The following is a 20,436-nucleotide window of genomic DNA, read 5'->3' as shown; positions in this document are numbered from 1 at the left end:
TGAGGCATGTACGAATACACGACTGGCCGCACGCCCATGCACGACGCCCACGACCGCACAGCCACCGACCCGCAGGGGCGCGGCACCGCCGGTGACTTCCGCGAGGCCAAGGCCGCCTGCGAAGCGCTGGCGGGCATGGAGCTGACGTGGCGCCTGATCGGCGATTCCGTCACGCCCGAGCGTGGCGAGGCGGAACTCGACGGCGTCACGTACACCATCGTCCGCACCGCCTGACCCGCCATGGTGAGGCCTCCCGCATGAGCAGCCATCGCCCGACCACGCGCGCCCCCCGGTGGGGCGGCGCGCTCCTGCTTGCCCTGCTCGTGACGCTCACCGCCTGCCAGAGCCCGAACCGGCAGGCCCGGACGGACGCCGAGAGCGGCCTCCCCATCGTGGCGCTGCAGACGCTCCCGCCCGAAGCGCGCCGCACGTTCACGCTGATCCGCGCGGGCGGGCCCTTCCCGCACGCGCAGGACGGCCAGGTGTTCGGGAACCGCGAGCGCCTGCTTCCCGCCCGGCCGCGCGGCACGTACCGCGAGTACACCGTCCGCACGCCCGGCGAGCGCGACCGGGGCGCGCGGCGTCTCGTGTGCGCGCCCCGTCTGGAGTGCTACTACACCGCGGACCATTACGCGAGCTTCGCGCGGGTGGAACCGTGATCGTCCTGGACGTGTCCCGGGCGCGTGGACGCGCGGACCTGATGCGCGCCGCGCGCCGGGACCTGCCGCTGCCCGGGTACTTCGGGGACAACTGGGACGCCCTCGCGGACGTGCTGTGCGACGCGGCCCTGTGGCCGGACGGCGCGACCCTGACCGTGCGGGGCCTCGCGGCATTCGAGCACCGCTCGCCGGACATGGCGGCGCTCCTGCGCGACGTGCTCCGGGACGCGTGCCTGCCGGTCGTCATCGAGGACGAGCGGTAGCACCGCCGCCCCGCGTTACCGTTGCGGGCGGGCGCGCCTGCTACACTGCCCCGCGTGCTGATTCTGGGCATTGACACCAGCTGCGACGACACCGGCGTCGGCGTCGTGGAACTCACGGACGCCGGGCAGGTGCGCGTGCGCGCGAACCGCGTGTGGTCGCAGGCGATCCACGCGACCTACGGCGGCGTGATGCCCGAGCTCGCGTCGCGCGAACACGTGGAACGTATTGACGCTGTCCTGGAGGACGCCCTGAACGAGGCGGGCGTCCGCGTGGCGGACCTCGGCGCGGTGGCCGCCACGAACGGGCCGGGCCTGATGGGCGCACTGTTGGTCGGCCTGAGCTACGGCAAGGGCCTCGCGCAGGGCCTGAGCGTGCCGTTCTACGCTGCGCACCACCTGGAGGGGCACATCTACGCGGCGGCGAGCGAGGCGGACCTGCGCGCGCCGTACCTCGCGCTCGTCGTGAGCGGCGGGCACACGCACCTGTTCGACGTGCCGCGCGAGGGGGCGTACGTCCTCGTGGGCGCCACGCGTGACGACGCGGCAGGGGAGGCGTTCGACAAGGTCGCGCGCCTGTGCGGCCTGGGGTACCCGGGCGGCCCGGCCATCAGCGCGGCGGCCGAGCGCGGCAACCCGGACGCCGTGCCGCTCAAGGAGCCGCTGCAAGGGCAGAGCGGGTTCGAGTTCAGCTTCAGCGGGCTGAAGACGGCCGCGCTGCTCGCCACGCAGCGCGGCGTGAACCCCGAGGACCTCGCGGCGAGTTTCGAGCGGACGGTTGTGCGCAGCCTCGTGAAGACCACCGTGCGGGCGGCCGAGCACCACGGGCGCCGCACGGTGGTCGTGTCGGGCGGGGTGGCGGCGAACCGTGCGTTGCGGGCGGCATTCGCCGCGACGGGCCTGAACGTGGTGTTCCCGGGCAAGGGTCTGAACACCGACAACGGCGCGATGATCGCTCTGGCCGGCGCGGCGGCCATTCGCGCGGGGCGCGCCCCCAGTGATCTCAGCGCGGGCGCAACGGCCTACGCTCCCCTCGCGAACGCCTGAGTTCAGGGAGCGCGGGAACGGGGGAGCGTCCTCGCGTGGGGGTTCCCCCTGCGCCTGAGGCGCGGGCGTGTGCCTCGGGCAGTCGGCGGGTGTGGGGTGAGCCTCCCGGCATCGCCGGTGCTTATAAAGGAAGTTGAGTCTGCTCCGCTGAGATCGTGCGCGTACGGCGCGCCGCCAAGCGGTATACTGACCGGCAATGTTCCGTGTCCTGAACAAAATTTTCGACAACAACGCGCGCGACGTGCAGAAGCTCATCAAGAACGTCGTGCAGCCTGTGAACGCACTCGAAGAGGAAACGATGAAAGTCGAGAACCTCGCCGAGGCGTTCATGAACCTCCGCCAACGGGTCGTGGAGGGCGGCGAAACCCTTGACGACGTGATCGTCCCCGCGTTCGCGCTGATCCGCGAGGCGGGCCGCCGCAGCATCGGCAAGCGCCACTACGACACGCAGCTCATCGGCGGCGCCGCCCTGCACTACGGCCGCATCGCGGAAATGCGCACCGGCGAAGGCAAAACGCTCGTCGCGACCCTCGCGCTCGCCCTGAACGCCCTCGAAGCGAAAGGCTGCCACCTCGTCACCGTCAACGACTACCTCGCCCGCGTCGGCGCGGAGGAGATGGGCCTGCTGTACCGCACGCTCGGTCTTACCGTCGGCCTCGCCGCGCGCGACATGCAGCCGCACCAGCGTCAGGCGGCGTACGCGTGCGACATCACGTACGTCACGAACTCCGAGCTGGGCTTCGACTACCTGCGTGACAACATGGCGCAGTCCCCGGACCAGCTGGTGCTCCGCGCCGACCACCCCCTGCACTACGCCATCGTCGACGAGGTGGACAGCATCCTCATCGACGAGGCGCGCACGCCGCTGATCATCAGCGGCCAGGCGGAAAAGGCCACCGACCAGTACTTCATCTTCGCGAAGCTCGTGAAGCGCCTCCAGAAGGGCGAGCCGGCCGAGCCCGGCAAGCGCACCGAACCGACCGGCGACTACACCGTCGACGAGAAGAGCAAGGGCGTCCACCTTACCGAGCAGGGCATCAACCGCATCGAGAAGCTCCTGAGCATCGACGACCTGTACTCGCCCGAGCACATGGAGAAGGCGCACATGATCACGCAGGCCCTGCGCGCCAAGGACCTGTACCACCGCGACACCGACTACATCGTGTCCGCCGAGGGCGAAGTCATCATCATCGACGAGTTCACGGGCCGCAGCATGCCGGGCCGCCGCTACGGCGAGGGCCTCCACCAAGCCATCGAGGCCAAGGAAGGCGTGAAGATCGAGAACGAGAACCAGACGCTCGCGACGATCACGTACCAGAACTTCTTCCGCCTGTACGACAAGTTCGCGGGCATGACCGGCACCGCGAAGACCGAGGAGAAGGAATTCCTCGATATTTACGGCAGCGACGTCCTCGTGATCCCCACGAACCTGCCCGTCATCCGACAGGACCACGATGACCTCGTGTACCGCTCGAAAATGGGCAAGTTCGGCGCGGTCGTCAACGAGGTGCGCGAGATGCACGCCACGGGCCGCCCGGTCCTGATCGGCACCGTGAGCATCGAAACGTCCGAACTGCTCAGCCGCATGCTCACTGCCGCCGGCATCAAGCACCAGGTGCTGAACGCGAAGTACGAGGCGCTCGAAGCGGCCATCGTCGCGCAGGCGGGCCGCAGCAACACCGTCACCATCGCGACGAACATGGCGGGCCGCGGGACGGACATCATGCTGGGCGGCAACGCCGAATTCCTGATGGGTGACCGCCTGGAAAGCATGGGCGTGAACCGCTTCGCGCCCGAGGCGGAGGAGTTCACGAAAGCCATCATGCGCGGCGACGAACGCGCCGCCGAGCTGATCAAGGCGCTGCCGGACGTCCCCGCGAACTTCCTGGCGGAAGCGCAGGCGCTGCGCGATCAGGTGAACGCGGACCGCGCGAAGGTCCGTGAACTGGGCGGCCTGCACATCATCGGCACCGAACGGCACGAGTCGCGCCGCATCGACAACCAGTTGCGTGGCCGCGCCGGCCGTCAGGGCGACCCGGGCAGCAGCCGTTTCTACGTCAGCTTCGAGGACGACCTGATGCGCCTGTTCGCGAACGACCGCGTCGTCGCGATGATGGACCGCCTCGGCATGGACGATACTCAGCCCATTGAGGCGAAGATGGTCACGGGCGCCATTGAGCGCGCGCAGGCCCGCGTCGAGGACCGCAACTTCGCGACGCGTAAGCAGCTGCTGGAGTTCGACAACGTCATGAGCAAGCAGCGCGAGATCATCTACGCGCAGCGCCGCGAAGTGCTACTCGGCGCCGACGCCGACGTCGAGGAGAGCACCGAGGGCATGGTGGGCGACTTCGTGGAGCTGAAGCTCGGCGAGTTCGCGCCCATTGACGAGGAGCCGGAGAAGTGGGACCTGGACGGCCTCAAGACCGCCCTGGCGGACGCCGTGCCGGCGTTCGAGGGGTTCGATTTCGAGGCGCTGCGCGGCATGAGCGTCGCCGACGCGCACACGCGCGTGCTGGAGTTCACGGCGGACGCGTTCGAGACGCGCCGCGCGGAACTCGGCGCGGACCTGCTGAACAGCCTGTCGCGCTACGTGCTGCTGCAGGTCGTGGACCAGTACTGGAAGGAGCACCTGCACGGCATGGACGTGCTCCGTCAGGGCATCGGTCTGCGCGGGTACGGGCAACGTGACCCGTTCACGGAGTACAAGTTCGAGGCGACGAACATGTTCAACGAGATGATCGATACGCTCAAGACGGAAGTGACGAAGTTCATGTTCCGCATGCAGGTCAACACCGCCTGACCTGAGGGACAAGTGAAGGAAGCGGACCCGGCGCGCCGGGTCCGCTTCTGTTCTAGACGGGTCCCGCTCGCGGGTGCAAGCGCTTTCTGGTATGCTGCGCGCGTCGGATCAGCAACAGAGGAAACCTGGGAACTCTCACGATCAACCCCGGTCGCCCGAGGACGCTCACGGGCGAGAGATGGGGCCTCGAGGTAGGCATCATGGCCGAAGTCATTCTGGAACACGTTAACAAGCGTTACGGCACCAAGCACCACGCGGTGAAGGATTTCAACCTGCACATCCGCGACAAGGAGTTCATGGTGTTCGTCGGGCCGTCCGGCTGCGGGAAGAGCACCACGCTGCGCATGATCGCGGGCCTGGAGGAAATCTCCGACGGGACGCTGCGCATCGGCGACCGCATCGTCAACGACATGCCCCCGAAGGACCGCGATATTGCGATGGTCTTCCAGAACTACGCCCTGTACCCGCACATGAACGTGTACGACAACATGGCGTTCGGCCTGAAGCTGCGCAAGACGCCCCGCGAGGAGATCGACCGCCGCGTCCGTGACGCCGCGAAGATCCTGCAGATCGAGCACCTGCTCGGCCGCAAGCCCAAGGAGCTGTCCGGTGGTCAGCGTCAGCGCGTCGCGCTGGGCCGCGCCATCGTCCGCGAACCGAAAGTGTTCCTGATGGACGAGCCGCTCTCCAACCTCGACGCGAAACTGCGCGTGGAGATGCGCTCGCAGATCAGCCAGCTGCACCGCCGCCTCGGCACGACCGTCATCTACGTGACGCACGACCAGGTCGAGGCGATGACGATGGGCACCCGCATCGTGGTGATGCGCGACGGCCTGATCCAGCAGGTCGACACGCCGCTGAACCTGTACGACTTCCCGAAGAACAAGTTCGTGGCGGGCTTCATCGGCAGCCCCAGCATGAACTTCGTGACGGCCACCGTGCAGAACGGGCGCTTCATTGTCGGTGACAGCACCGTGGAGCCCGAGGGGCAGCTGGCGGGTAGCGTTCGCGGCTTCGAAGGCAAGCAGGTGTGGATGGGCATCCGCCCCGAGCACCTCGGCGTGCGCGGCATGACGGACGTGGCCGAGGGCGCGAACGTCCTGCGTGGCCGCGTGCTGGTGGTGGAGCCGCTGGGCGCGCAGACGGACCTGATCGTGGAGATCGCCGGGCAGACGGTCACGGCGAAGGTTGAGGGGCACGCCCTTGTGCAGCCCGGCGACACCGTGGATCTGGTCGTGGATCGCAGCCGCCTGCACGCCTTCGATTACCAGACCGAGGACGCGCTGGACCGTGGCACGCCTATGGGTGGCCTGGGTCAGGCGGACAGCCTGCAGGGCCGCCCGGCGCTCACCAAAGCCTGAGCGAATTTTTCCGAGAGCAGGCCAGCCTGAACTATCAGGCTGGCCTGCTCTCTTGTGTCACATCAGGCCCCGGTCAGTTGTCAAACGTAAACTCAGAAGAGTTTAGAGTTTTCGTATATACTGCTCCGCATGCCGCGCTGCCTGCAGGCGGCAAGTTGGAAAAATGCCGTCCAGCACAACACCGCTGCGCTTTACGCCCCCCCAGGATTCCGCTACAGTAAGCGCAGCCCACAATCCTGCTCGTCTGGCTGCACCACGTCAGACGCCGCGCCCCCCCCCCCGGAGGAACCATGAAGCGCACCCTCGTTCTGTTTGCCGTCCTTGCCGCTACCGCCAGCCCCGCCCAGGCCCGCACCTGGGACCAGATCAAAAGTAGCGGCACCATCAAGATCGCCACCGAAGGCGCCTTCAAGCCCTTCAACTACTTCGAAGGCAAAACCCTCACCGGGTTCGAAGTGGAACTCGGCAACGCCATCGCCAAACAGCTTGGCATGAAAGTCCAGTGGGTCACGCAGCCGTTCGACGGCCTGCTCATCGGCCTGAACCAGGACCGCTACGACTTCGTCATCGCCAGCCACGGCATCACCCCTGAACGCCAGAAGGCCGTGGACTTCAGCGCCCCCCACTACTGCACCGGCGGCCTGATCGTCAGCAAGACCGGCGGGCCCAAAACCGCCAAGGACCTGAGCGGCAAAATCGTCGCCGTGCAGGTCGGCACCACGTACCTCGACAACGTCAAGAAGGTCGCCGGCGTGAAAAGCGTCAAAACCTACCCCAAGGACACTGACGCGCAGCAGGCCATCATGATGGGCCGCGCCGACGCCTGGGTCAGCGACAAATTCCTCGCCATCGACGCCATCAAGGCCAACCCCGGCAAACTCCAGCAGGGCGATCTGCTGTTCCAGGAGCGGATCGGCATGGCCGTCAAGAAGGGCAACGCCAGCCTCCTCAAGGAACTCAACACCACCCTCCAGAAGCTTCAGGGCAACGGCACGTACGCCAAGATCAGCGGCAAGTACTTCGGGCAGGACATCCGCTGCAAATAAGGAACCCGCCGCGCGGCGCGGGCTGAGGCCCGCGCCGACTGCGTCAATGTCAGCGCGGCTGACACTTCCGAACCCATATGCCATCATGACCGATATGCGAATTGTTATGCACTTCACGAGGCGCGCATGACGAGCGTGGCCCGCCCCCGCCGCACCCCCATGTCAGGCGGCGCCCTGGCCCTGTGGGTGATCGGCGCCGGCATCGCGTTCTACCTGCTGTTCCTCCTGATCACCCTGATCCTCCGCAAGGCCCCGGAACCCATCGGCAGCCGCGCTGACCTGTTCGTGCAGGGCGCCGTCATGACGCTCTACCTCACGGTCGCTTCCGGCGTCATCGGTCTGATCCTCGGCGTCGTCGCGGGCCTCATGAAAACCAGCGCGTACTGGATCGTCCGCGCGCCCGCCAGCCTCTACGTCTGGTTGATGCGCGGCACGCCCCTGCTCGTGCAGATCCTGTTCGTCTACAACGCCCTCCCGCTGCTGTTCCCGCCGTTCAAGGCCCTGATGGACTGGGCCGGCACCTGGCCCATCGAAGGCGGCCCGGAAATCATCGCGGGCATCACGGCCCTCGCCCTGAACGTCGGCGCGTACAACGCCGAAGTCATCCGCGCCGGCATCCAGGCCGTCCCGCGCGGCCAGGGCGAAGCGGCCCGCAGCCTCGGCCTCAGCGGCGGCCAGGCGATGCTCACCATCATCCTCCCGCAGGCCCTGCGCATCGTCGTGCCGCCCCTCGTGAACAACGTCGTCGCGCTGCTCAAGGACACCTCGCTCGTATCCAGCATCGCGCTGCTCGAACTCACGCTCGCCGGCAACCGCGTCAGCAGCGAAACCTTCAAGCCCGTCCCGTCGCTCGCCACCATCGGCGGCGTGTACCTCGCGCTCACCACCGTCCTGACCTTCTTCACCGACCAGCTCGAGCGGCGCACCAAGATCGTCAGCCGCTGAACACCCATACCGGAAGGCCGCGCCCCCCACCAGGGCGCGGCCTTTTCATGCCTGAACACCACGCACACGCAAACCTGATTTTGCATACAATGCAGGGCACGACAGCATGAACCTCCGCCAGCACGGCCCCCGCCGTGCCTCTGACCCATACTGTCCAGGGCCAACCATCTCCGTTCATTTCCCCGTGACCTCAGGAGTTCATATGCGTACACTTGCCGTTCTGACCCTTGCGCTTGCCGCCACCGCGTCCGCCGCTTCCGTTCGTGACCAGATCTGCCAGGACGGCAAATTCACTGCCGGCGTGAAGTACGACAGCCCCCCGTTCGGCTTCGTGAACGAAGACGGCGACGTCGGCGGCTTCGACGTGGACCTCGTCAAGGAAATCGCCAAGGACCTCAGCGCCGCCTGCAAGAAAACCGTCAAGCTCGAACTCAAGCAGGTCACCAGCAAGAACCGCATCGAGTTCGTGCAGAACGGCACCGTCGACCTCGCCGCCGCCACCGCCACCGCCACGTACGGCCGCATGGACGTCGTCGACTTCAGCAACACCTACTTCATTGACGGCCAGCGCCTCCTCGTGCCCGCCAACAGCGCCATCAAGAGCGTCAAGGACCTCGCCGGGAAACGCGTCGGCACCGCTCAGGGCAGCACCAGCGAAGCGAACCTCAAAGCCGCCGCGCCCAAAGCCAGCGTCGTCAGCTTCCAACAGTACACCGACGCCTTCACCGCCCTGCAGCAGGGCCGCGTGGACGCCGTCAGCACCGACAGCACCATCCTGCTCGGCCTGAAAGCCAGCGCGCCCGACCCCAGCAAATTCAAGATCGTCGGCGCGTACTTCAGCAACGAACCGTACGGCATCATCCTCAAGCAGAACGACAGCAAATGGCGCAACTTCGTGAACGAATCCCTGACGCGCATGGCCGCCGACGGCACGTACGCGAAGATCTTCCGCAAATGGTTCGGGCCGAACACCAAATACAACCTCCCCGACCCCAAACGCACCGTCACCGTCCCCGAACAGTTCCCCGTCCGCCGCTGACCGCCGCGTCCGGGCAACGCGCCCGATAACACCACCATACCCCCGGGGGAGCCGCGCGCTCCCCCGCACGCCTACGCCCCCAGGACACGCATGAAACGAGACACCACGCAGCAGCTCATCGCAGGCGCCCTCCTGATCCTCGCCTTCGGCTTCATCGTCTGGCAGGTCCACGCGGGCTTCGCGCGCAACAACGTCACCCTCGACTGGAGCATCTTCGGGAAGCCCAGCCAGCTCACGAGCGGCACGTACCTCACCACCATCCTCATCGGCATGTGGCTCACCGTCCGCCTCGCGCTCATCAGCATCGCCCTCGCGCTGCTGCTCGGCACGGTCGTCGGCGTCGCGCGCCTCAGCGCCAACCCCGTCGTCCGCACCGCCGCGAGCGCGTACGTCGAGTTCTTCCGGAACACCCCGCTGCTCGTGCAGATCTTCTTCTGGAACTTCGGCGTCCTCAACGTCCTTCCCGACGCCGCCAAAACCTGGCTGAACGCGCACCAGCCTGAACAGTGGGCGGTCATCGCCGCGCTGAGCGTGTACACCAGCAGCTACATCGCCGAAACCATCCGCGCGGGCATCCAGAGCATCCCGCACGGCCAGACCGAAGCGGCGCAGAGCCTCGGCCTGGGCGGCCTCGACACGCTCCGCCTCGTGATCCTCCCGCAGGCGTTCCGCGTGGTGCTCCCACCGCTCGGCAGCCAGTTCCTGAACCTCACCAAGAACTCCTCGCTCGCGTCGCAGATCGGCGTTGCCGAACTCTTCTACTACGGCACGCAGGTGCAGAGCTACACCTTCCGCGGGTTCGAGAGCATCACCGCCATCACCATCGCGTACCTGATCCTCAGCCTCGCCATCACCGGCCTCCTGAACCTCCTCATGGCCCGCCTGCACCTCCCCGGGGTGCGCGCATGAGCGCCCTCTCGTACCTGATTCCCGGCCTGGGGCAGCTCCTCACCGGCGCGGGCCTGCTCGGCGCGCAGTACCTCCTCGCGGCCCTGATCCTGTGGCCCACCGCGCTCGGCGCGCTGCGCGGCCCGCACCCCGAAGCGAAACTCCTCGCGGTCCTCACGCTCCTCGCGCTGCACGTCGGTGCGGGCCTCACCGCCCAGGCCGGCGCGCGCGGACGCCGCAGTGCCGACGCGGCCGCACACGCCCAGGACACCTACCGCCGCTGGTCCACCCTCATCGCCGCCGCGTTCGCGGTCCTGCTCCTCGACCTGCTCGGCCGCTGGATCATCGCGCTGCCCAGCTGGGACCAGGTGCACCGCAACTTCCTGTTCTTCCTGATTGGTCGCTTCCGCTCCGCCGACTACGCTGATGAACGCTGGCGCCTCTGGGGCTTCGCGGCCATCGCCGCCGGCGGCGCTCTCACCTGGCTCCTCGCGCGCGCCCACGTGCGCGCCGCGTGGCTCCCCGCCCTGCTCGGCCTGCTCGCTGGCGGCGTCGTCCTGCTGCCCACCGTCACGCCTGAAGTGCGCATCGGCGGCCTCGCCCTCAGCCTCATCCTCGCGGTGCTCGGGTTGCTGCTCAGCCTTCCGTTCGGCCTGTTCTTCGGCATTGGCCGCGTCAGCGCCCTGCCGCTGCTGCGCGCCGTCAGCACCGTCTACATCGAACTGTTCCGCGGGCTCCCGTTCATCACCGTCATCTTCTGGTTCTTCATTTTCGTGCCGTACGTCCTCGGCGAAGGCACGCAGTTCTGGGCCGTCATTCTCGCGCTCGCGCTGTTCACGGGCGCGTACGTCGCCGAAATCGTCCGCGCCGGCATTCGCGCTCTCCCACGCGGCCAGGACGAAGCCGCCCGCGCGCTCGGCCTCAGCGGCACGCACACCATGCTCAGCGTCATCCTCCCGCAGGCGCTGCGCAACATGATCCCACCGCTCGTCGGGCAGTTCATCAGCCTCTTCAAGGACACCAGCCTCGTCAGCATCATCGGCCTGATCGAACTCGCCGGCGCCGCCCGCATCACCGGCAACCGCGTCGTTACTGCCACGTTCGAGATTTACCTCACCGTCGCCGTGCTCTACTTCATCTTCGCGTACGCGCTCAGCAGCGCCGCCCGCCGCCTCGAAGCGCCCACGGGCCGCCGCGTCGCCCGCGCCACCAACCCCGAAAACACCATCTGAACGCCACCCCCACCCCAACCCCGCCCCCCGCGCCCATAATGGAGGCAGCATGACCGCCCAGAACATCATCACTGCGGAAAACGTCCAGAAGCACTACGGGCAGTTCCACGCCCTCAAAGGCGTCAACATGACCGTCCGTCAGGGCGAAGTCGTCGTCATCATCGGCCCGAGCGGCAGCGGCAAAAGCACCTTCATCCGCACCCTCAACGCCCTCGAACCGCACGACGGCGGCAACATCACCATCGACGGCATCGAACTCAAACGCGGCAGCAACCTCGACGCCATCCGCCGCGAGGTCGGCATGGTGTTCCAGAGCTTCAACCTCTTCCCGCACCTCACCGTCCTCCAGAACATCACCCTCGCCCCCATGCGCGTCCGCAAGCAGAACGCGGCCACCGCCGAGAAAAAAGCCCTCGAGCTCCTCGACCGCGTCGGCATCCGCGAACAGGCCGACAAGTACCCGGCGCAGCTGAGCGGCGGGCAGCAGCAGCGCGTCGCCATCGCCCGCGCGCTCGCCATGGAACCCAAAATCATGCTGTTCGACGAGCCCACCAGCGCCCTCGACCCGGAAATGATCAAGGAAGTGCTCGACGTCATGAAGGAACTCGCGCGCAGCGGCATGACCATGCTGTGCGTCACGCACGAGATGGGCTTCGCCCGCGAAGTCGCCGACCGCGTCGTCTTCTTCGACGCCGGCAACATCGTCGAGGACACCACCCCCGAGCAGTTCTACAACAACCCCCAGCACGAACGCGCCAAAGCGTTCCTTAGCAAGATCCTCGGCCACTAACAGAGGGGAGGGCAGGCCGGATGCCCGCAGGCGTTCGCCCTGCCCTCCTGAAAGGCGCTGGTGGTTCCGGGCGCTCCCAGGCAAAGAGGAAGGGCCGCCACCACGGCGGCCCTTCCTCCTCTCAGGAACCCTCGCTTAGTCGACGGGTTCGCCGCGCTGGAGTTTCACGGCGCGCACGAGGTTCTGGAACATCAGCGCGCTCGTGAGCGGCCCGACACCACCCGGCACCGGCGTGAGGGCGCGCACGACCTCCGCGATGCCCGGTTCGGCGTCACCGACCACGCCGGCGTCCGTGACGTTGATGCCGGCGTCCACGACCACCTGATGCGCCTGCAGCATGCTGGCCTTCAGCAGGCCCGCGCGGCCCACGGCGATCACGACGGCGTCCTGACCGGCCAGCACCGCCGGGAGGTCGCGCGTGCGCTCGTTGCAGAGCGTGACGGTCGCGCCGCGGTTGTTCAGCATCCACGTGAGGGGTCGTCCGACCGTCCGGCCCGGCCCGATGATCGCGATGCGCGCGCCGTCAAGGTCAAGAGCCTCGCGGAGCAGGAAGCGGACGCTGCGCGGCGTGGGCGGCAGCAGCGCTTCGGGTTCACGGCCTGCCGCGACGAGCGCGAGGTTCGCGGGCGTGAGGCCCTCCACGTCCTTTTCCGGCGCGAGGTGCAGCATGGCGCGGTCCGCGTCGAGGCCCGGCGCGAGCGGCAGTTCCAGCACGACGCCCTGCACGTCCGCGTCGTCCGACAGGCGGTGCAGTTCCGCGTGCAGGTCCGCCTGCGTGATGCCCGCGCCCAGGTCGCGGAGGGTGAAGCGCACCCCGAGCTTCTCGGCCGTGCGGGCCTTGCTCTCGACGTACACGCGCGTGGCCGGGTCGCCGGACGCGATGACGGCCACGAGGTGCGGCGCGGCGCCCAGACCCCGCAGGTCCGCGCGGACGCGGGCGGTGACGTCCCGCGCGAGCGCCTTGCCTTCCAGCCGCCGTGCCGTGTGCGCGTGTTCGCTCATGCCCTCCACCTTAATGCCGGAAGTGGCGGCTGCCGGTGAAGATCATGCTGACGCCCAATTCGTTCGCAGCGGCGATGACTTCCGGGTCGCGTTTCGCGCCGCCGGGCTGCACGACCGCCGTGACGCCCGCGCCCGCCGCCAGACGCACCACGTCATCGAACGGGAAGAACGCCTCGGACGCCATGACGCTGCCGCGCGCGGCCTCGCCGGCGTTCATGACGGCACGTTCCGCCGCCCAGATGCGGCTCACGGCGCCGGCGCCCACACCGACCGTCACGCCCGCGCGCGCCAGGACGACGTTGTTGCTGCGGGCGTGCTTCGCGACGTTCCACGCGAACTCCAGGTCCTGCCACTCCTGCGGGGAGGGCGCGCGGTCCGTGACGACTTCCGGGCACAGGTCATCCCACGTGCGCGCGTCGCGCGCCTGCGCGAGGAACCCGCCCGCGAGCGGACGGTACTCCACGCCGCCGAACGCCGCCGGGCCCGCCACGAGAACGCGCAGGTCCGGCTTCTTCTCCCGGAACCACGCGAGGGCGTCCTCGGCCACGTCAGGCGCGATCAGCACCTCCAGGAACGTGCCGCGCGTGCTTTTCGCCATGTCGAGGTCCACGGGGCGGTTCACGGCGACGATCCCGCCGAACACGCTCACGGTGTCCGCGTCACGTGCGCGCTCCCACGCGGTCCGCACGTCCTCCGCGACGGCCACGCCGCACGGGTTCGCGTGCTTCACGGCCACGCACGCGGGCGCGCTGAACTCGCCCACGAGCGCCCACGCGGCGTCCGCGTCCGCGTAGTTGTTGAAGCTCATCGGCTTGCCACTCAGCACGCGCGCGTCCAGCACCGGGCCGGTCTGCGCGCCCAGGCGGTACACGGTGGCGCCCTGGTGCGGGTTCTCGCCGTACCGCAGGTCCGTGACCTGCGCGAGGTCCAGGCGGACCTCCGCCGGGAACGCCGGCTCGGCGGCAGGGGCGGACGCAGCGTTCACCTGCCCTTCCAGGTACGCCGTGATGGCCGCGTCGTACGCGCTGGTGTGCGCGTACGCTTTCGCGGCGAGCCGCATGCGTTCCGTGAGGCTCACGTGCGTTTGCAGCGCCACGCCGTAATCCGCGGGGTCCACGAGGATCAGCACGCCCTCGAAGTTCTTCGCGGCGGCGCGGATCATGGCGGGCCCGCCGATGTCGATGTTCTCCACAACCTCGCCGAGCGGCGCGCCGCGCGCGACGGTCTCACGGAACGGGTACAGATTCACGCACACGAGGTCAATGGTGCCGATGCCGTGCGCGGCCAGTTCCGCGAGGTGCGCGTCCTCGCGGCGCGCGAGAATCCCCCCGTGGATGTTCGGGTGCAGCGTCTTCACGCGGCCGTCCAGAATCTCCGGGAAGCCCGTCACGTCACTGACCTTCGTGACGGGCACGCCCGCCTCCGCGAGGGCCGTCATGGTCCCGCCGGTCGACAGCACCTCCCAGCCGCCTTCCACCAGCGACCGGGCGAACTCCACGACGCCACTCTTGTCCGACACGGAAATCAACGCGCGTTTCCCCATTGCAGCCCTCCAAGCGAAAACGGACGCGGCGCGCGCGTGCGCGACCGTGTCCGACCCAGGCGTGCGATCCATTGAAATTCCCGAAGCGGCTTCCCCGTGGTTCCCCACGTTCAACGCCAGTCACCGCCGGTCCACCGGCAGTATACCCGCCCGTACCGGCGGCGCGCGGGACGAACGACACGCGCGCCGCGTCCGCTCAGCGCAGCGCGGCAAGCTGCGCCATGCCGTGGAACGCGCGCACGCGCTCCAGCGGTCCGGCAGGCGTCTCCCCGACACCACCGGGCCGACTCATGGTCAGCAGGTTCACGTAGGCCCGCTCCGGGTTCAGCCACGCCGCGTACGGCGAAGCGCGGAAAGTGGGGGAGAGCAGCAGGTCCCGCGCGGCCGCGTACGGGCTGAGGCCCGCCCGCAGGCGCGCGCCGCCCTGAATGGCGAGGAACTCGAAGTACCCGATCAATGCCTGCACGCCCTCTGCGCCGCATACGGGCCCGTGCCCCGGCACGAACACGGCCGCGTCGAGCGTCAGCAACCACTGCAAGTGCCGGATCCAGTCCTCCACCGGCCCGGCCCACATCACCGGCGTCACGCCGACGAACAGCAGGTCCCCGGCGAACACCACGCCCGCGTCCGGCACGATCACCACCGCGTCGCTCGCGGTGTGGGCGCGCCCGGCCTCCACGACTTCCACGCGGCGCCCCGCGACGTTCAGCGTCACGCTGCCGCTGAACGTCCGCGTGGGCGGCGGCACGCTCACGCCGTCGAAGTCGAAGGGCTGCAGCATGTCCGCTACGAACGCGCGCGTGCGCGCCCACGCGGGGGGCAGGGGCCACCCGCGCGCGCCGCCCATGAGGCGCTGGAACATGCGGATACCGCCCGGCGGTTCGTGCGCGGCGTCCCGCGCGGCCCGTTCGGTCATGACGACCTCCGGAGCGCGCACGACGCTGTTCCCGAAGGTGTGGTCCCCGTCCGCGTGCGTGTTCACGAGCGTGCGGACGTGCGCGTGCGGCACGCGCGCATGCACGGCCTGCAGGAGTCGCAGCGTGAGGTGCCGGTCGAACTGCGTGTCCACGAGGAGTGCCTCGTCACCACTCACGATCAGGCCCGCGTTGCTTTCGCTCCACGAGCCGTTCGGCATGAGGTACGCGAACACGCTTGGCGCGACTTCCTGCAGGCCCGTGGGGAAGCGCGCGGGCGCGCCGTGAATGGTTCGGTGGTGCGTGCTGGTCATGGGGTGCCTCCGCGAGCGGCTTCCTCGGCGATGAGTGGGTTCGGGTCGTGCTGCAGGGCGGCGCGGACGTCGGCCGGCAGGTCCGCGCGCGCGGCGATGACGAGGCGCACGCCGGCGTCCTCGTCGGCGGCGAGGGCGCGGAGCGCCGCGTCCGGCAGGCGGTCATGCTGCGCGACGCTGCGGCGCACGCCCACGTGCGCGTCCGCCGCGAGGGCGCGCAGCAGCGCCTCGGGGAGGGCGTCGTTCAGCGCGGCGGTGCGGCGCACGTCCGGGTGCGCGTCCCGCACGAGCTGGGCCATCAGGGGCGCGGGGAGGTCCGGGCGGACCGCGACGACGCCGCGCACCGTCGAGTCGTTCCCGGCCGCGAGCACCTCCAGTGCCGAGACCGGCACGCTCACGGCGGCGGCCACGTGCAGGCGCACGTCCTGCTCGGGGTCGCCCGCGAGGGCGACGATGGCGTCCTCGGTGAGATCGTCGCGGTTCAGGAGGTTGCGGCGCACTTCCGGCGCGCGGTCCTGCGCGAGCGCCAGCATCAGGTCCACCGGCAGGTCCGGACGGCGCGTCAGGGCGGCGCGGACGTCCGCGTCGGCGTCGTTCAGGGCCGCGTGCACCCACGCGTCCGGCACGCGCCACGCCTGCAGCGCGGCGGCGCGTACGGTCGGCTGCTCACTGGTGCGCAGGCGTTCACGCAGGGTGCGCGGCAGGTCCGTGCGGCTCGCCAGGGCCGCCTGCACGTCAATCGCCTCGTCGTCCGCGAGGCGGAGCAGCACGTCCAGGGGGAGGTCGGCGCGGCGGGCGACGGTGCCGCGCACGAACGGGTGGTCGTCCTCGCTCGCGCGCGCCATGAGGGTGCCCGGCAGGTCCGGGCGGGCCGCGACGGCCTTGCGGACGTCGTAGTCGTTGTCCTCGGCGAGGCGCGCCAGCAGGTCCTCCGGCAGGTCCGGGCGCGCGGCGATGGCTTCGCGGACGGTCCAGGCCATGTCCGACGCGAACTGCCGTACGCGCGCGCCGGGCAGGGCGGGCCGCGCGGCGAGCTTCGCGCGCACCACGTCGGACGTGTGCCCGGCGGCCCCGTCAATCACCCACGCGGGCACGTCTGGGAGGCGCAGCAGGGCCAGCAGCGTCTCCTCCGGCAGTTCCCGCGCGAGGCCGGGCCGCGCCAGGCGCAGAAGCGTCAGGGCCGGGTTGCGCAGGTACGCGGCGGGATAGGCCGCGCCGAGGTCCTCCAGCACGTGCGCGGGCGTGTTCGGGTGGGCGGTCACGCGCTCGCGCACGCCGGGGTCGGGGTGGTCGGCGAGGCGGGCGAGTGTGGCGGCGTCCGTGGCGCGGTCCTCGGCGGTGGCGCGGGCCAGCGCCGTGCCCTCCGGGGTGGGGGGGACGTCCAGATCGGAGGTCGTCATGGTGCTCAGGATACCGTTCAGGTGCGTGCGCCGCAGGTGGCCCGGGCGTGCGCGACGAGCACGTCCGCGTCGTGCGCCAGGGCGCGCGCGGCGTGCCGGGGGAGGTCCGCACGTTCGGCCAGGAGGGCGCGCACGCCCGCGTCCGCGTCGCGGGTGAGCGCGGCCAGTTCCGGGGGGCGCAGCGGCCACGCCCGCGCGGCGACGCGCCGTACGACCGCCAGTGGGTGCGTGAGCAGCGAGGCGTCGCGCGGGCCGCCCCGGGCCACGCGCACGGCCTCGGGCGCGCCGGGGCCGTGCAGGTGCGCGGCGCGCTCACCGAGCGCCGCGGCGCGCACGCCCGCACTGCGGTCCGCGCTCAGGCGCGCGTGCAGGTCGGGCGGCAGGAACGGGTGGGCGGCCACCGTCAGGCGCACGCGGAAGGCCGCGTGGGTGGCCGCGCGGGCCAGCAGGAACCCTGGCAGGTCCGCGCGGGCGGCGGCGGCGCCCGCCACGTCCGGGTGGGCGTCCGCGGCGAGGACCGCCATCTGCCCGAGCGTGAGGTCCGCGCGGCCCGCCACTGCCGCGCGCACCCCCGCGTACGGGTCGCGCAGCAGCGCCCCCCGCCACTCGGTCGGCAGGAGAGGGTGAAGGGCCACCGCGCCGCGGACGCTCGCCACGTCGTCTGCAGCTAGGGCCCCGAGGGCCTCGGCGGGCAGGGCTGCGCGCCCCGCGACGGCTGCGCGCACAAAGGGGTTCGGGCTGCCCGTCAGGCCCGCGACGCCGCGCCCGGGCGCGCGCACGTCCGGGTGGCGTCCGGCGGCGTCCAGCAGCCACGCCGGCACGTCAGGTTCGCGCACGAGCGCCAGCAGGCCCTCCAGCGGCCACGCACCCAGAAACGCGGGGTTGGCGAGGCGGTGGAGGGCCAGGGCCGGGTTGCGCAGCACCTCGCGCGGGTGCCGCGCCGCGAGTTCGCCGAGCACCTGCACGCTCGTGTTGGCGTTCAGGGCGGCGAGGTGGGCGGTTGGGGCGGTGGGCGTCGCCATGCTTCAGTGTGCCCGAAGCGCCCCCCGCCCCGTGCAGGGAGGGAGGGCGCCCCGCGCGGGGCGCCCTCCCTGCACCTCAGGGTTGCTCGGTGAGGCGGAAGTCGCTGAAGCCGAGCGTGTACGCGTCGCCCGGCTGCCCGGCCGCGCCGAGCACCTGCAACTGCGCGTTCGGGTTGTTCACGGGCGCCGTGAAGGTGTACGTGAAGGCCTGCGCGTCCGGCGTGAGCGCCGCCGTCTGGTCGAGGTAGCGGGCGTAACTGCCGCCGTTCTCGCCGATGACGACGCCGACCGTGCGGGCGCTGTCCGCGCGGCCCCGGAAGGTGAGGGTGTACGTCCGCCCGGCCTTTAAGGGTACGTCCGGTTGGTTGAGCTGCACGTGCCAGTTGTTCGTGGGGTCCACGTGCGCGACCTTGAGCTCCACCTCCCCGCCGCCCGTGGTGGTGCTCAGGCCGCTGGTGCCGTTCTCCCATGTGCGCCAGAACGCGGTGTTCGGCACGCCGGGAATGCCGGCGTCGGCAGCGTCGTTCTGGCTGAAGTTGCCGTTGTACAGCAGGTTGCCGTCCGGGGTGGGCGGGCGCGCCGTGGTGCCCGCGTCCCCGAGGTCACGCACGGTCACGTTGTCGAACCACACGGTGTTCGCGCCGGCGTTCCCGATGTTGAATTCCAGGCGCGCGGCCGCGTCGGACGTGGCGGTCATGTTGAACGTGAGCGTCTTGCGTTCGCGGGTGGTGCCGAGCGTGACGGTCTGCTCGCCGGAGTACGCCGCGAACCCGCGGTCCTGCCCGCCGCCGACCTTGAGCATCATGGTGCGGTTCGCGCTCGCCCACGCGTCGAAACTCACCTCGTACTTGTGGCCGCTGACGATGTTCAGGCCGTCCTGGCGGAGCTGCACGGCGTAGTTCACGCCGCCGGGGTTCGTGATGTCCGCGCGCAGCGCGTGGTCCTGCGCGGCGTCGTTGCTGAGGTTCACGCTGCCGTCACTGGTGTACAGCGTCCAGAAGTACGAGCTCGGCACGGCCGGGAGTTGCGGCGCGTCGGGCGTGACGTGCTCGTTCGTGGCGGTCCAGTCGAAGCTGCCGTTGTACACGAGGTTCCCGTCGGCCAGGGCCGGGCGGGCGGGCATGGGCGTCCACGGGTACTTCATGGGCGGGCGCGCGCCCGGGTCGCGGTTCTCGTCGGGCAGGCTGTACACGCGCACGTAGTCCACCAGCATCTGCCCTTCGTTTGGGGTGCTCGCGTCCGGGTTGCCGTCGAAGTTGCCGCCGACAGCGAGGTTCAGCAGCAGGTGGAACGGCTTGTCGAACGGCGCGGGCCACGCGTTCAGGTCCGCGTCACTTTGCGGCGGCGTCGCCTTCGAACTCCACCACGCGGTGCGCTTCGCGGTTTCCTGCCCGTCGATCAGCCAGCGGATCTCGCCGGGGCGCCACTCCAGCGCGTACGTGTGCCACTCGTCCATGCGGCCGCCGTTCGGGTACTTGGCGGTCTCGCCGGAGTAGACGTTGTTCGGCCACATGCCGCCGTAGTGGATGGTGTGCGCGACCTGGTCGGGTTTGCTGCCCCACCCTTCAGTGATGTCGATTTCGCCGTTCGCTGCCCACGTGCCGTACGGGGCGCCGGGCTGGTCGTCGGGCAGCAGCCAGATGGCCGGCCAGAAGCCCTTCCCGGTCGGGAACTTCGCGCGGATCTCGAAGCGGCCGTACGTGCGGCTGAACTTCCCGGCGGTGCGGATGCGCGCGCTCGTCCAGTCGAACGTCTTGGGCGTGCCGTTCGCGTCACCGGTGTACGCGCCCTTGCGGGCCGTGATGACGAGGTTGCCGCCCTGCACGCGGAGGTTCTCGGGCCGGTCGGTGTAGAACTCCAGTTCGTTGTTGCCCCACCCGGCCGTGTAGCCGCTGCCGCTGCCGAAGCCATTCCCGAACTGCGGGCCCCATTTGGCCGCGTCGAGCGCGTTGCCGCCGAACTCGTCGGACCACACGAGGTTCGCGTTCGGGTTGGGGCTGGGCTGCGCGTCCGTGCACGCAGCGAGCGTGCACAGGGCCGTGAGGATGAGCGTTCGGGACAGCGGACGGGTGATGGTTCGGTGCATAGTTCCCCCGGGCGGCCGCGCGAGGCGGACGCCGAACAATGAAGCGAGACGGAAACCGACAGTCGGTGAGCGGTGAGCCGAGAAAAGC

General features: G+C 69.8%; 18 protein-coding genes and 1 riboswitch. Of the genes, 12 read left to right on the top strand and 6 right to left on the bottom strand.

The window, feature by feature from the left end:
- Nucleotides 1-6 precede the first annotated feature (6 nt).
- From DEIMA_RS09650 to DEIMA_RS09595, 12 genes are all read left to right on the top strand, one after another.
- Nucleotides 7-234 (top strand): hypothetical protein, encoded by a 228-nt coding sequence (locus tag DEIMA_RS09650; RefSeq protein WP_013557067.1) that lies wholly within the window; start codon nucleotides 7-9, stop codon nucleotides 232-234.
- 23 nt (nucleotides 235-257) lie between these two features.
- The gene (locus DEIMA_RS09645; protein WP_013557066.1) at nucleotides 258-659 is read left to right on the top strand and encodes a guanyl-specific ribonuclease; all 402 of its coding nucleotides are present in this window, start codon (nucleotides 258-260) and stop codon (nucleotides 657-659) included.
- Nucleotides 656-922 (top strand): barstar family protein, encoded by a 267-nt coding sequence (locus tag DEIMA_RS09640; protein WP_013557065.1) that lies wholly within the window; start codon nucleotides 656-658, stop codon nucleotides 920-922. The genes DEIMA_RS09645 and DEIMA_RS09640 overlap by 4 nt, the downstream gene beginning before the upstream one ends.
- 54 nt (nucleotides 923-976) lie before the next feature.
- A complete protein-coding gene (gene tsaD / locus DEIMA_RS09635; RefSeq protein ID WP_013557064.1) occupies nucleotides 977-1,966 on the top strand; it encodes a tRNA (adenosine(37)-N6)-threonylcarbamoyltransferase complex transferase subunit TsaD in 990 nt (329 codons plus the stop codon).
- Nucleotides 1,967-2,162: 196 nt separating this feature from the next.
- Nucleotides 2,163-4,766: a preprotein translocase subunit SecA gene (gene secA, locus DEIMA_RS09630; protein WP_013557063.1), complete on the top strand. Its 2,604-nt coding sequence runs from the start codon at nucleotides 2,163-2,165 to the stop codon at nucleotides 4,764-4,766.
- A gap of 200 nt (nucleotides 4,767-4,966) precedes the next feature.
- Nucleotides 4,967-6,127 carry an ABC transporter ATP-binding protein gene (locus tag DEIMA_RS09625; RefSeq protein ID WP_013557062.1) on the top strand — a complete coding sequence of 387 codons (1,161 nt, stop codon included), beginning with the start codon at nucleotides 4,967-4,969 and terminating at the stop codon, nucleotides 6,125-6,127.
- A gap of 290 nt (nucleotides 6,128-6,417) precedes the next feature.
- Nucleotides 6,418-7,173 carry an ABC transporter substrate-binding protein gene (locus DEIMA_RS09620; RefSeq protein WP_013557061.1) on the top strand — a complete coding sequence of 252 codons (756 nt, stop codon included), beginning with the start codon at nucleotides 6,418-6,420 and terminating at the stop codon, nucleotides 7,171-7,173.
- A gap of 126 nt (nucleotides 7,174-7,299) precedes the next feature.
- Nucleotides 7,300-8,118, top strand: a complete 819-nt coding sequence (locus tag DEIMA_RS09615) for an amino acid ABC transporter permease (protein ID WP_013557060.1) — start codon at nucleotides 7,300-7,302, stop codon at nucleotides 8,116-8,118.
- A 202-nt stretch (nucleotides 8,119-8,320) separates the two neighbouring features.
- Nucleotides 8,321-9,157, top strand: coding sequence for an ABC transporter substrate-binding protein (locus tag DEIMA_RS09610; RefSeq protein WP_013557059.1), 837 nt, complete (start codon nucleotides 8,321-8,323; stop codon nucleotides 9,155-9,157).
- 90 nt (nucleotides 9,158-9,247) lie between these two features.
- A complete protein-coding gene (locus DEIMA_RS09605; protein WP_013557058.1) occupies nucleotides 9,248-10,066 on the top strand; it encodes an amino acid ABC transporter permease in 819 nt (272 codons plus the stop codon).
- Nucleotides 10,063-11,277 carry an amino acid ABC transporter permease gene (locus DEIMA_RS17545; protein WP_013557057.1) on the top strand — a complete coding sequence of 405 codons (1,215 nt, stop codon included), beginning with the start codon at nucleotides 10,063-10,065 and terminating at the stop codon, nucleotides 11,275-11,277. The genes DEIMA_RS09605 and DEIMA_RS17545 overlap by 4 nt, the downstream gene beginning before the upstream one ends.
- A 49-nt stretch (nucleotides 11,278-11,326) precedes the next feature.
- Complete coding sequence (locus DEIMA_RS09595) at nucleotides 11,327-12,067, top strand: amino acid ABC transporter ATP-binding protein (protein WP_013557056.1); 741 nt, start codon at nucleotides 11,327-11,329, stop codon at nucleotides 12,065-12,067.
- 135 nt (nucleotides 12,068-12,202) lie between these two features.
- Here DEIMA_RS09595 and DEIMA_RS09590 read toward each other — a convergent pair whose 3' ends face one another.
- From DEIMA_RS09590 to DEIMA_RS09565, 6 genes are all read right to left on the bottom strand, one after another.
- Nucleotides 12,203-13,069: a bifunctional 5,10-methylenetetrahydrofolate dehydrogenase/5,10-methenyltetrahydrofolate cyclohydrolase gene (locus tag DEIMA_RS09590; RefSeq protein ID WP_013557055.1), complete on the bottom strand. Its 867-nt coding sequence runs from the start codon at nucleotides 13,067-13,069 to the stop codon at nucleotides 12,203-12,205.
- Nucleotides 13,070-13,079: 10 nt separating this feature from the next.
- A complete protein-coding gene (gene purH, locus DEIMA_RS09585; RefSeq protein WP_013557054.1) occupies nucleotides 13,080-14,612 on the bottom strand; it encodes a bifunctional phosphoribosylaminoimidazolecarboxamide formyltransferase/IMP cyclohydrolase in 1,533 nt (510 codons plus the stop codon).
- Nucleotides 14,613-14,658: 46 nt separating this feature from the next.
- Nucleotides 14,659-14,746, bottom strand: a riboswitch (ZMP/ZTP riboswitch).
- 62 nt (nucleotides 14,747-14,808) lie between these two features.
- Nucleotides 14,809-15,840: an MBL fold metallo-hydrolase gene (locus DEIMA_RS09580; RefSeq protein WP_013557053.1), complete on the bottom strand. Its 1,032-nt coding sequence runs from the start codon at nucleotides 15,838-15,840 to the stop codon at nucleotides 14,809-14,811.
- Entirely contained in the window at nucleotides 15,837-17,240 is a 1,404-nt protein-coding gene (locus DEIMA_RS09575; RefSeq protein ID WP_013557052.1) for a hypothetical protein, read from the bottom strand. The genes DEIMA_RS09580 and DEIMA_RS09575 overlap by 4 nt, the downstream gene beginning before the upstream one ends.
- Nucleotides 17,241-17,257: 17 nt before the next feature.
- Nucleotides 17,258-18,262 (bottom strand): hypothetical protein, encoded by a 1,005-nt coding sequence (locus tag DEIMA_RS16945; protein WP_013557051.1) that lies wholly within the window; start codon nucleotides 18,260-18,262, stop codon nucleotides 17,258-17,260.
- A gap of 76 nt (nucleotides 18,263-18,338) precedes the next feature.
- Entirely contained in the window at nucleotides 18,339-20,348 is a 2,010-nt protein-coding gene (locus DEIMA_RS09565) for a carbohydrate binding domain-containing protein (protein ID WP_013557050.1), read from the bottom strand.
- Nucleotides 20,349-20,436 lie beyond the last annotated feature (88 nt).

It is taken from the genome of Deinococcus maricopensis DSM 21211, from assembly GCF_000186385.1.
Lineage (GTDB): Bacteria > Deinococcota > Deinococci > Deinococcales > Deinococcaceae > Deinococcus_B > Deinococcus_B maricopensis.
This window is presented reverse-complemented; position numbering and strand designations above follow the sequence as displayed.

Excerpts from the sequence above, each read along its gene's own strand:
- purH (WP_013557054.1), bottom strand. The coding sequence starts at position 14,612 with ATGGGGAAACGCGCGTTGATTTCCGTGTCGGACAAGAGTGGCGTCGTG.
- DEIMA_RS09610 (WP_013557059.1), top strand. The coding sequence starts at position 8,321 with ATGCGTACACTTGCCGTTCTGACCCTTGCGCTTGCCGCCACCGCGTCC.
- DEIMA_RS09590 (WP_013557055.1), bottom strand. The coding sequence starts at position 13,069 with ATGAGCGAACACGCGCACACGGCACGGCGGCTGGAAGGCAAGGCGCTC.
- DEIMA_RS09605 (WP_013557058.1), top strand. The coding sequence starts at position 9,248 with ATGAAACGAGACACCACGCAGCAGCTCATCGCAGGCGCCCTCCTGATC.
- DEIMA_RS09565 (WP_013557050.1), bottom strand. The coding sequence starts at position 20,348 with ATGCACCGAACCATCACCCGTCCGCTGTCCCGAACGCTCATCCTCACG.
- DEIMA_RS09650 (WP_013557067.1), top strand. The coding sequence starts at position 7 with ATGTACGAATACACGACTGGCCGCACGCCCATGCACGACGCCCACGAC.
- DEIMA_RS16945 (WP_013557051.1), bottom strand. The coding sequence starts at position 18,262 with ATGGCGACGCCCACCGCCCCAACCGCCCACCTCGCCGCCCTGAACGCC.
- DEIMA_RS09645 (WP_013557066.1), top strand. The coding sequence starts at position 258 with ATGAGCAGCCATCGCCCGACCACGCGCGCCCCCCGGTGGGGCGGCGCG.
- DEIMA_RS09580 (WP_013557053.1), bottom strand. The coding sequence starts at position 15,840 with ATGACCAGCACGCACCACCGAACCATTCACGGCGCGCCCGCGCGCTTC.
- DEIMA_RS09595 (WP_013557056.1), top strand. The coding sequence starts at position 11,327 with ATGACCGCCCAGAACATCATCACTGCGGAAAACGTCCAGAAGCACTAC.
- DEIMA_RS09620 (WP_013557061.1), top strand. The coding sequence starts at position 6,418 with ATGAAGCGCACCCTCGTTCTGTTTGCCGTCCTTGCCGCTACCGCCAGC.
- secA (WP_013557063.1), top strand. The coding sequence starts at position 2,163 with ATGTTCCGTGTCCTGAACAAAATTTTCGACAACAACGCGCGCGACGTG.
- DEIMA_RS09615 (WP_013557060.1), top strand. The coding sequence starts at position 7,300 with ATGACGAGCGTGGCCCGCCCCCGCCGCACCCCCATGTCAGGCGGCGCC.
- DEIMA_RS09575 (WP_013557052.1), bottom strand. The coding sequence starts at position 17,240 with ATGACGACCTCCGATCTGGACGTCCCCCCCACCCCGGAGGGCACGGCG.
- DEIMA_RS17545 (WP_013557057.1), top strand. The coding sequence starts at position 10,063 with ATGAGCGCCCTCTCGTACCTGATTCCCGGCCTGGGGCAGCTCCTCACC.
- DEIMA_RS09625 (WP_013557062.1), top strand. The coding sequence starts at position 4,967 with ATGGCCGAAGTCATTCTGGAACACGTTAACAAGCGTTACGGCACCAAG.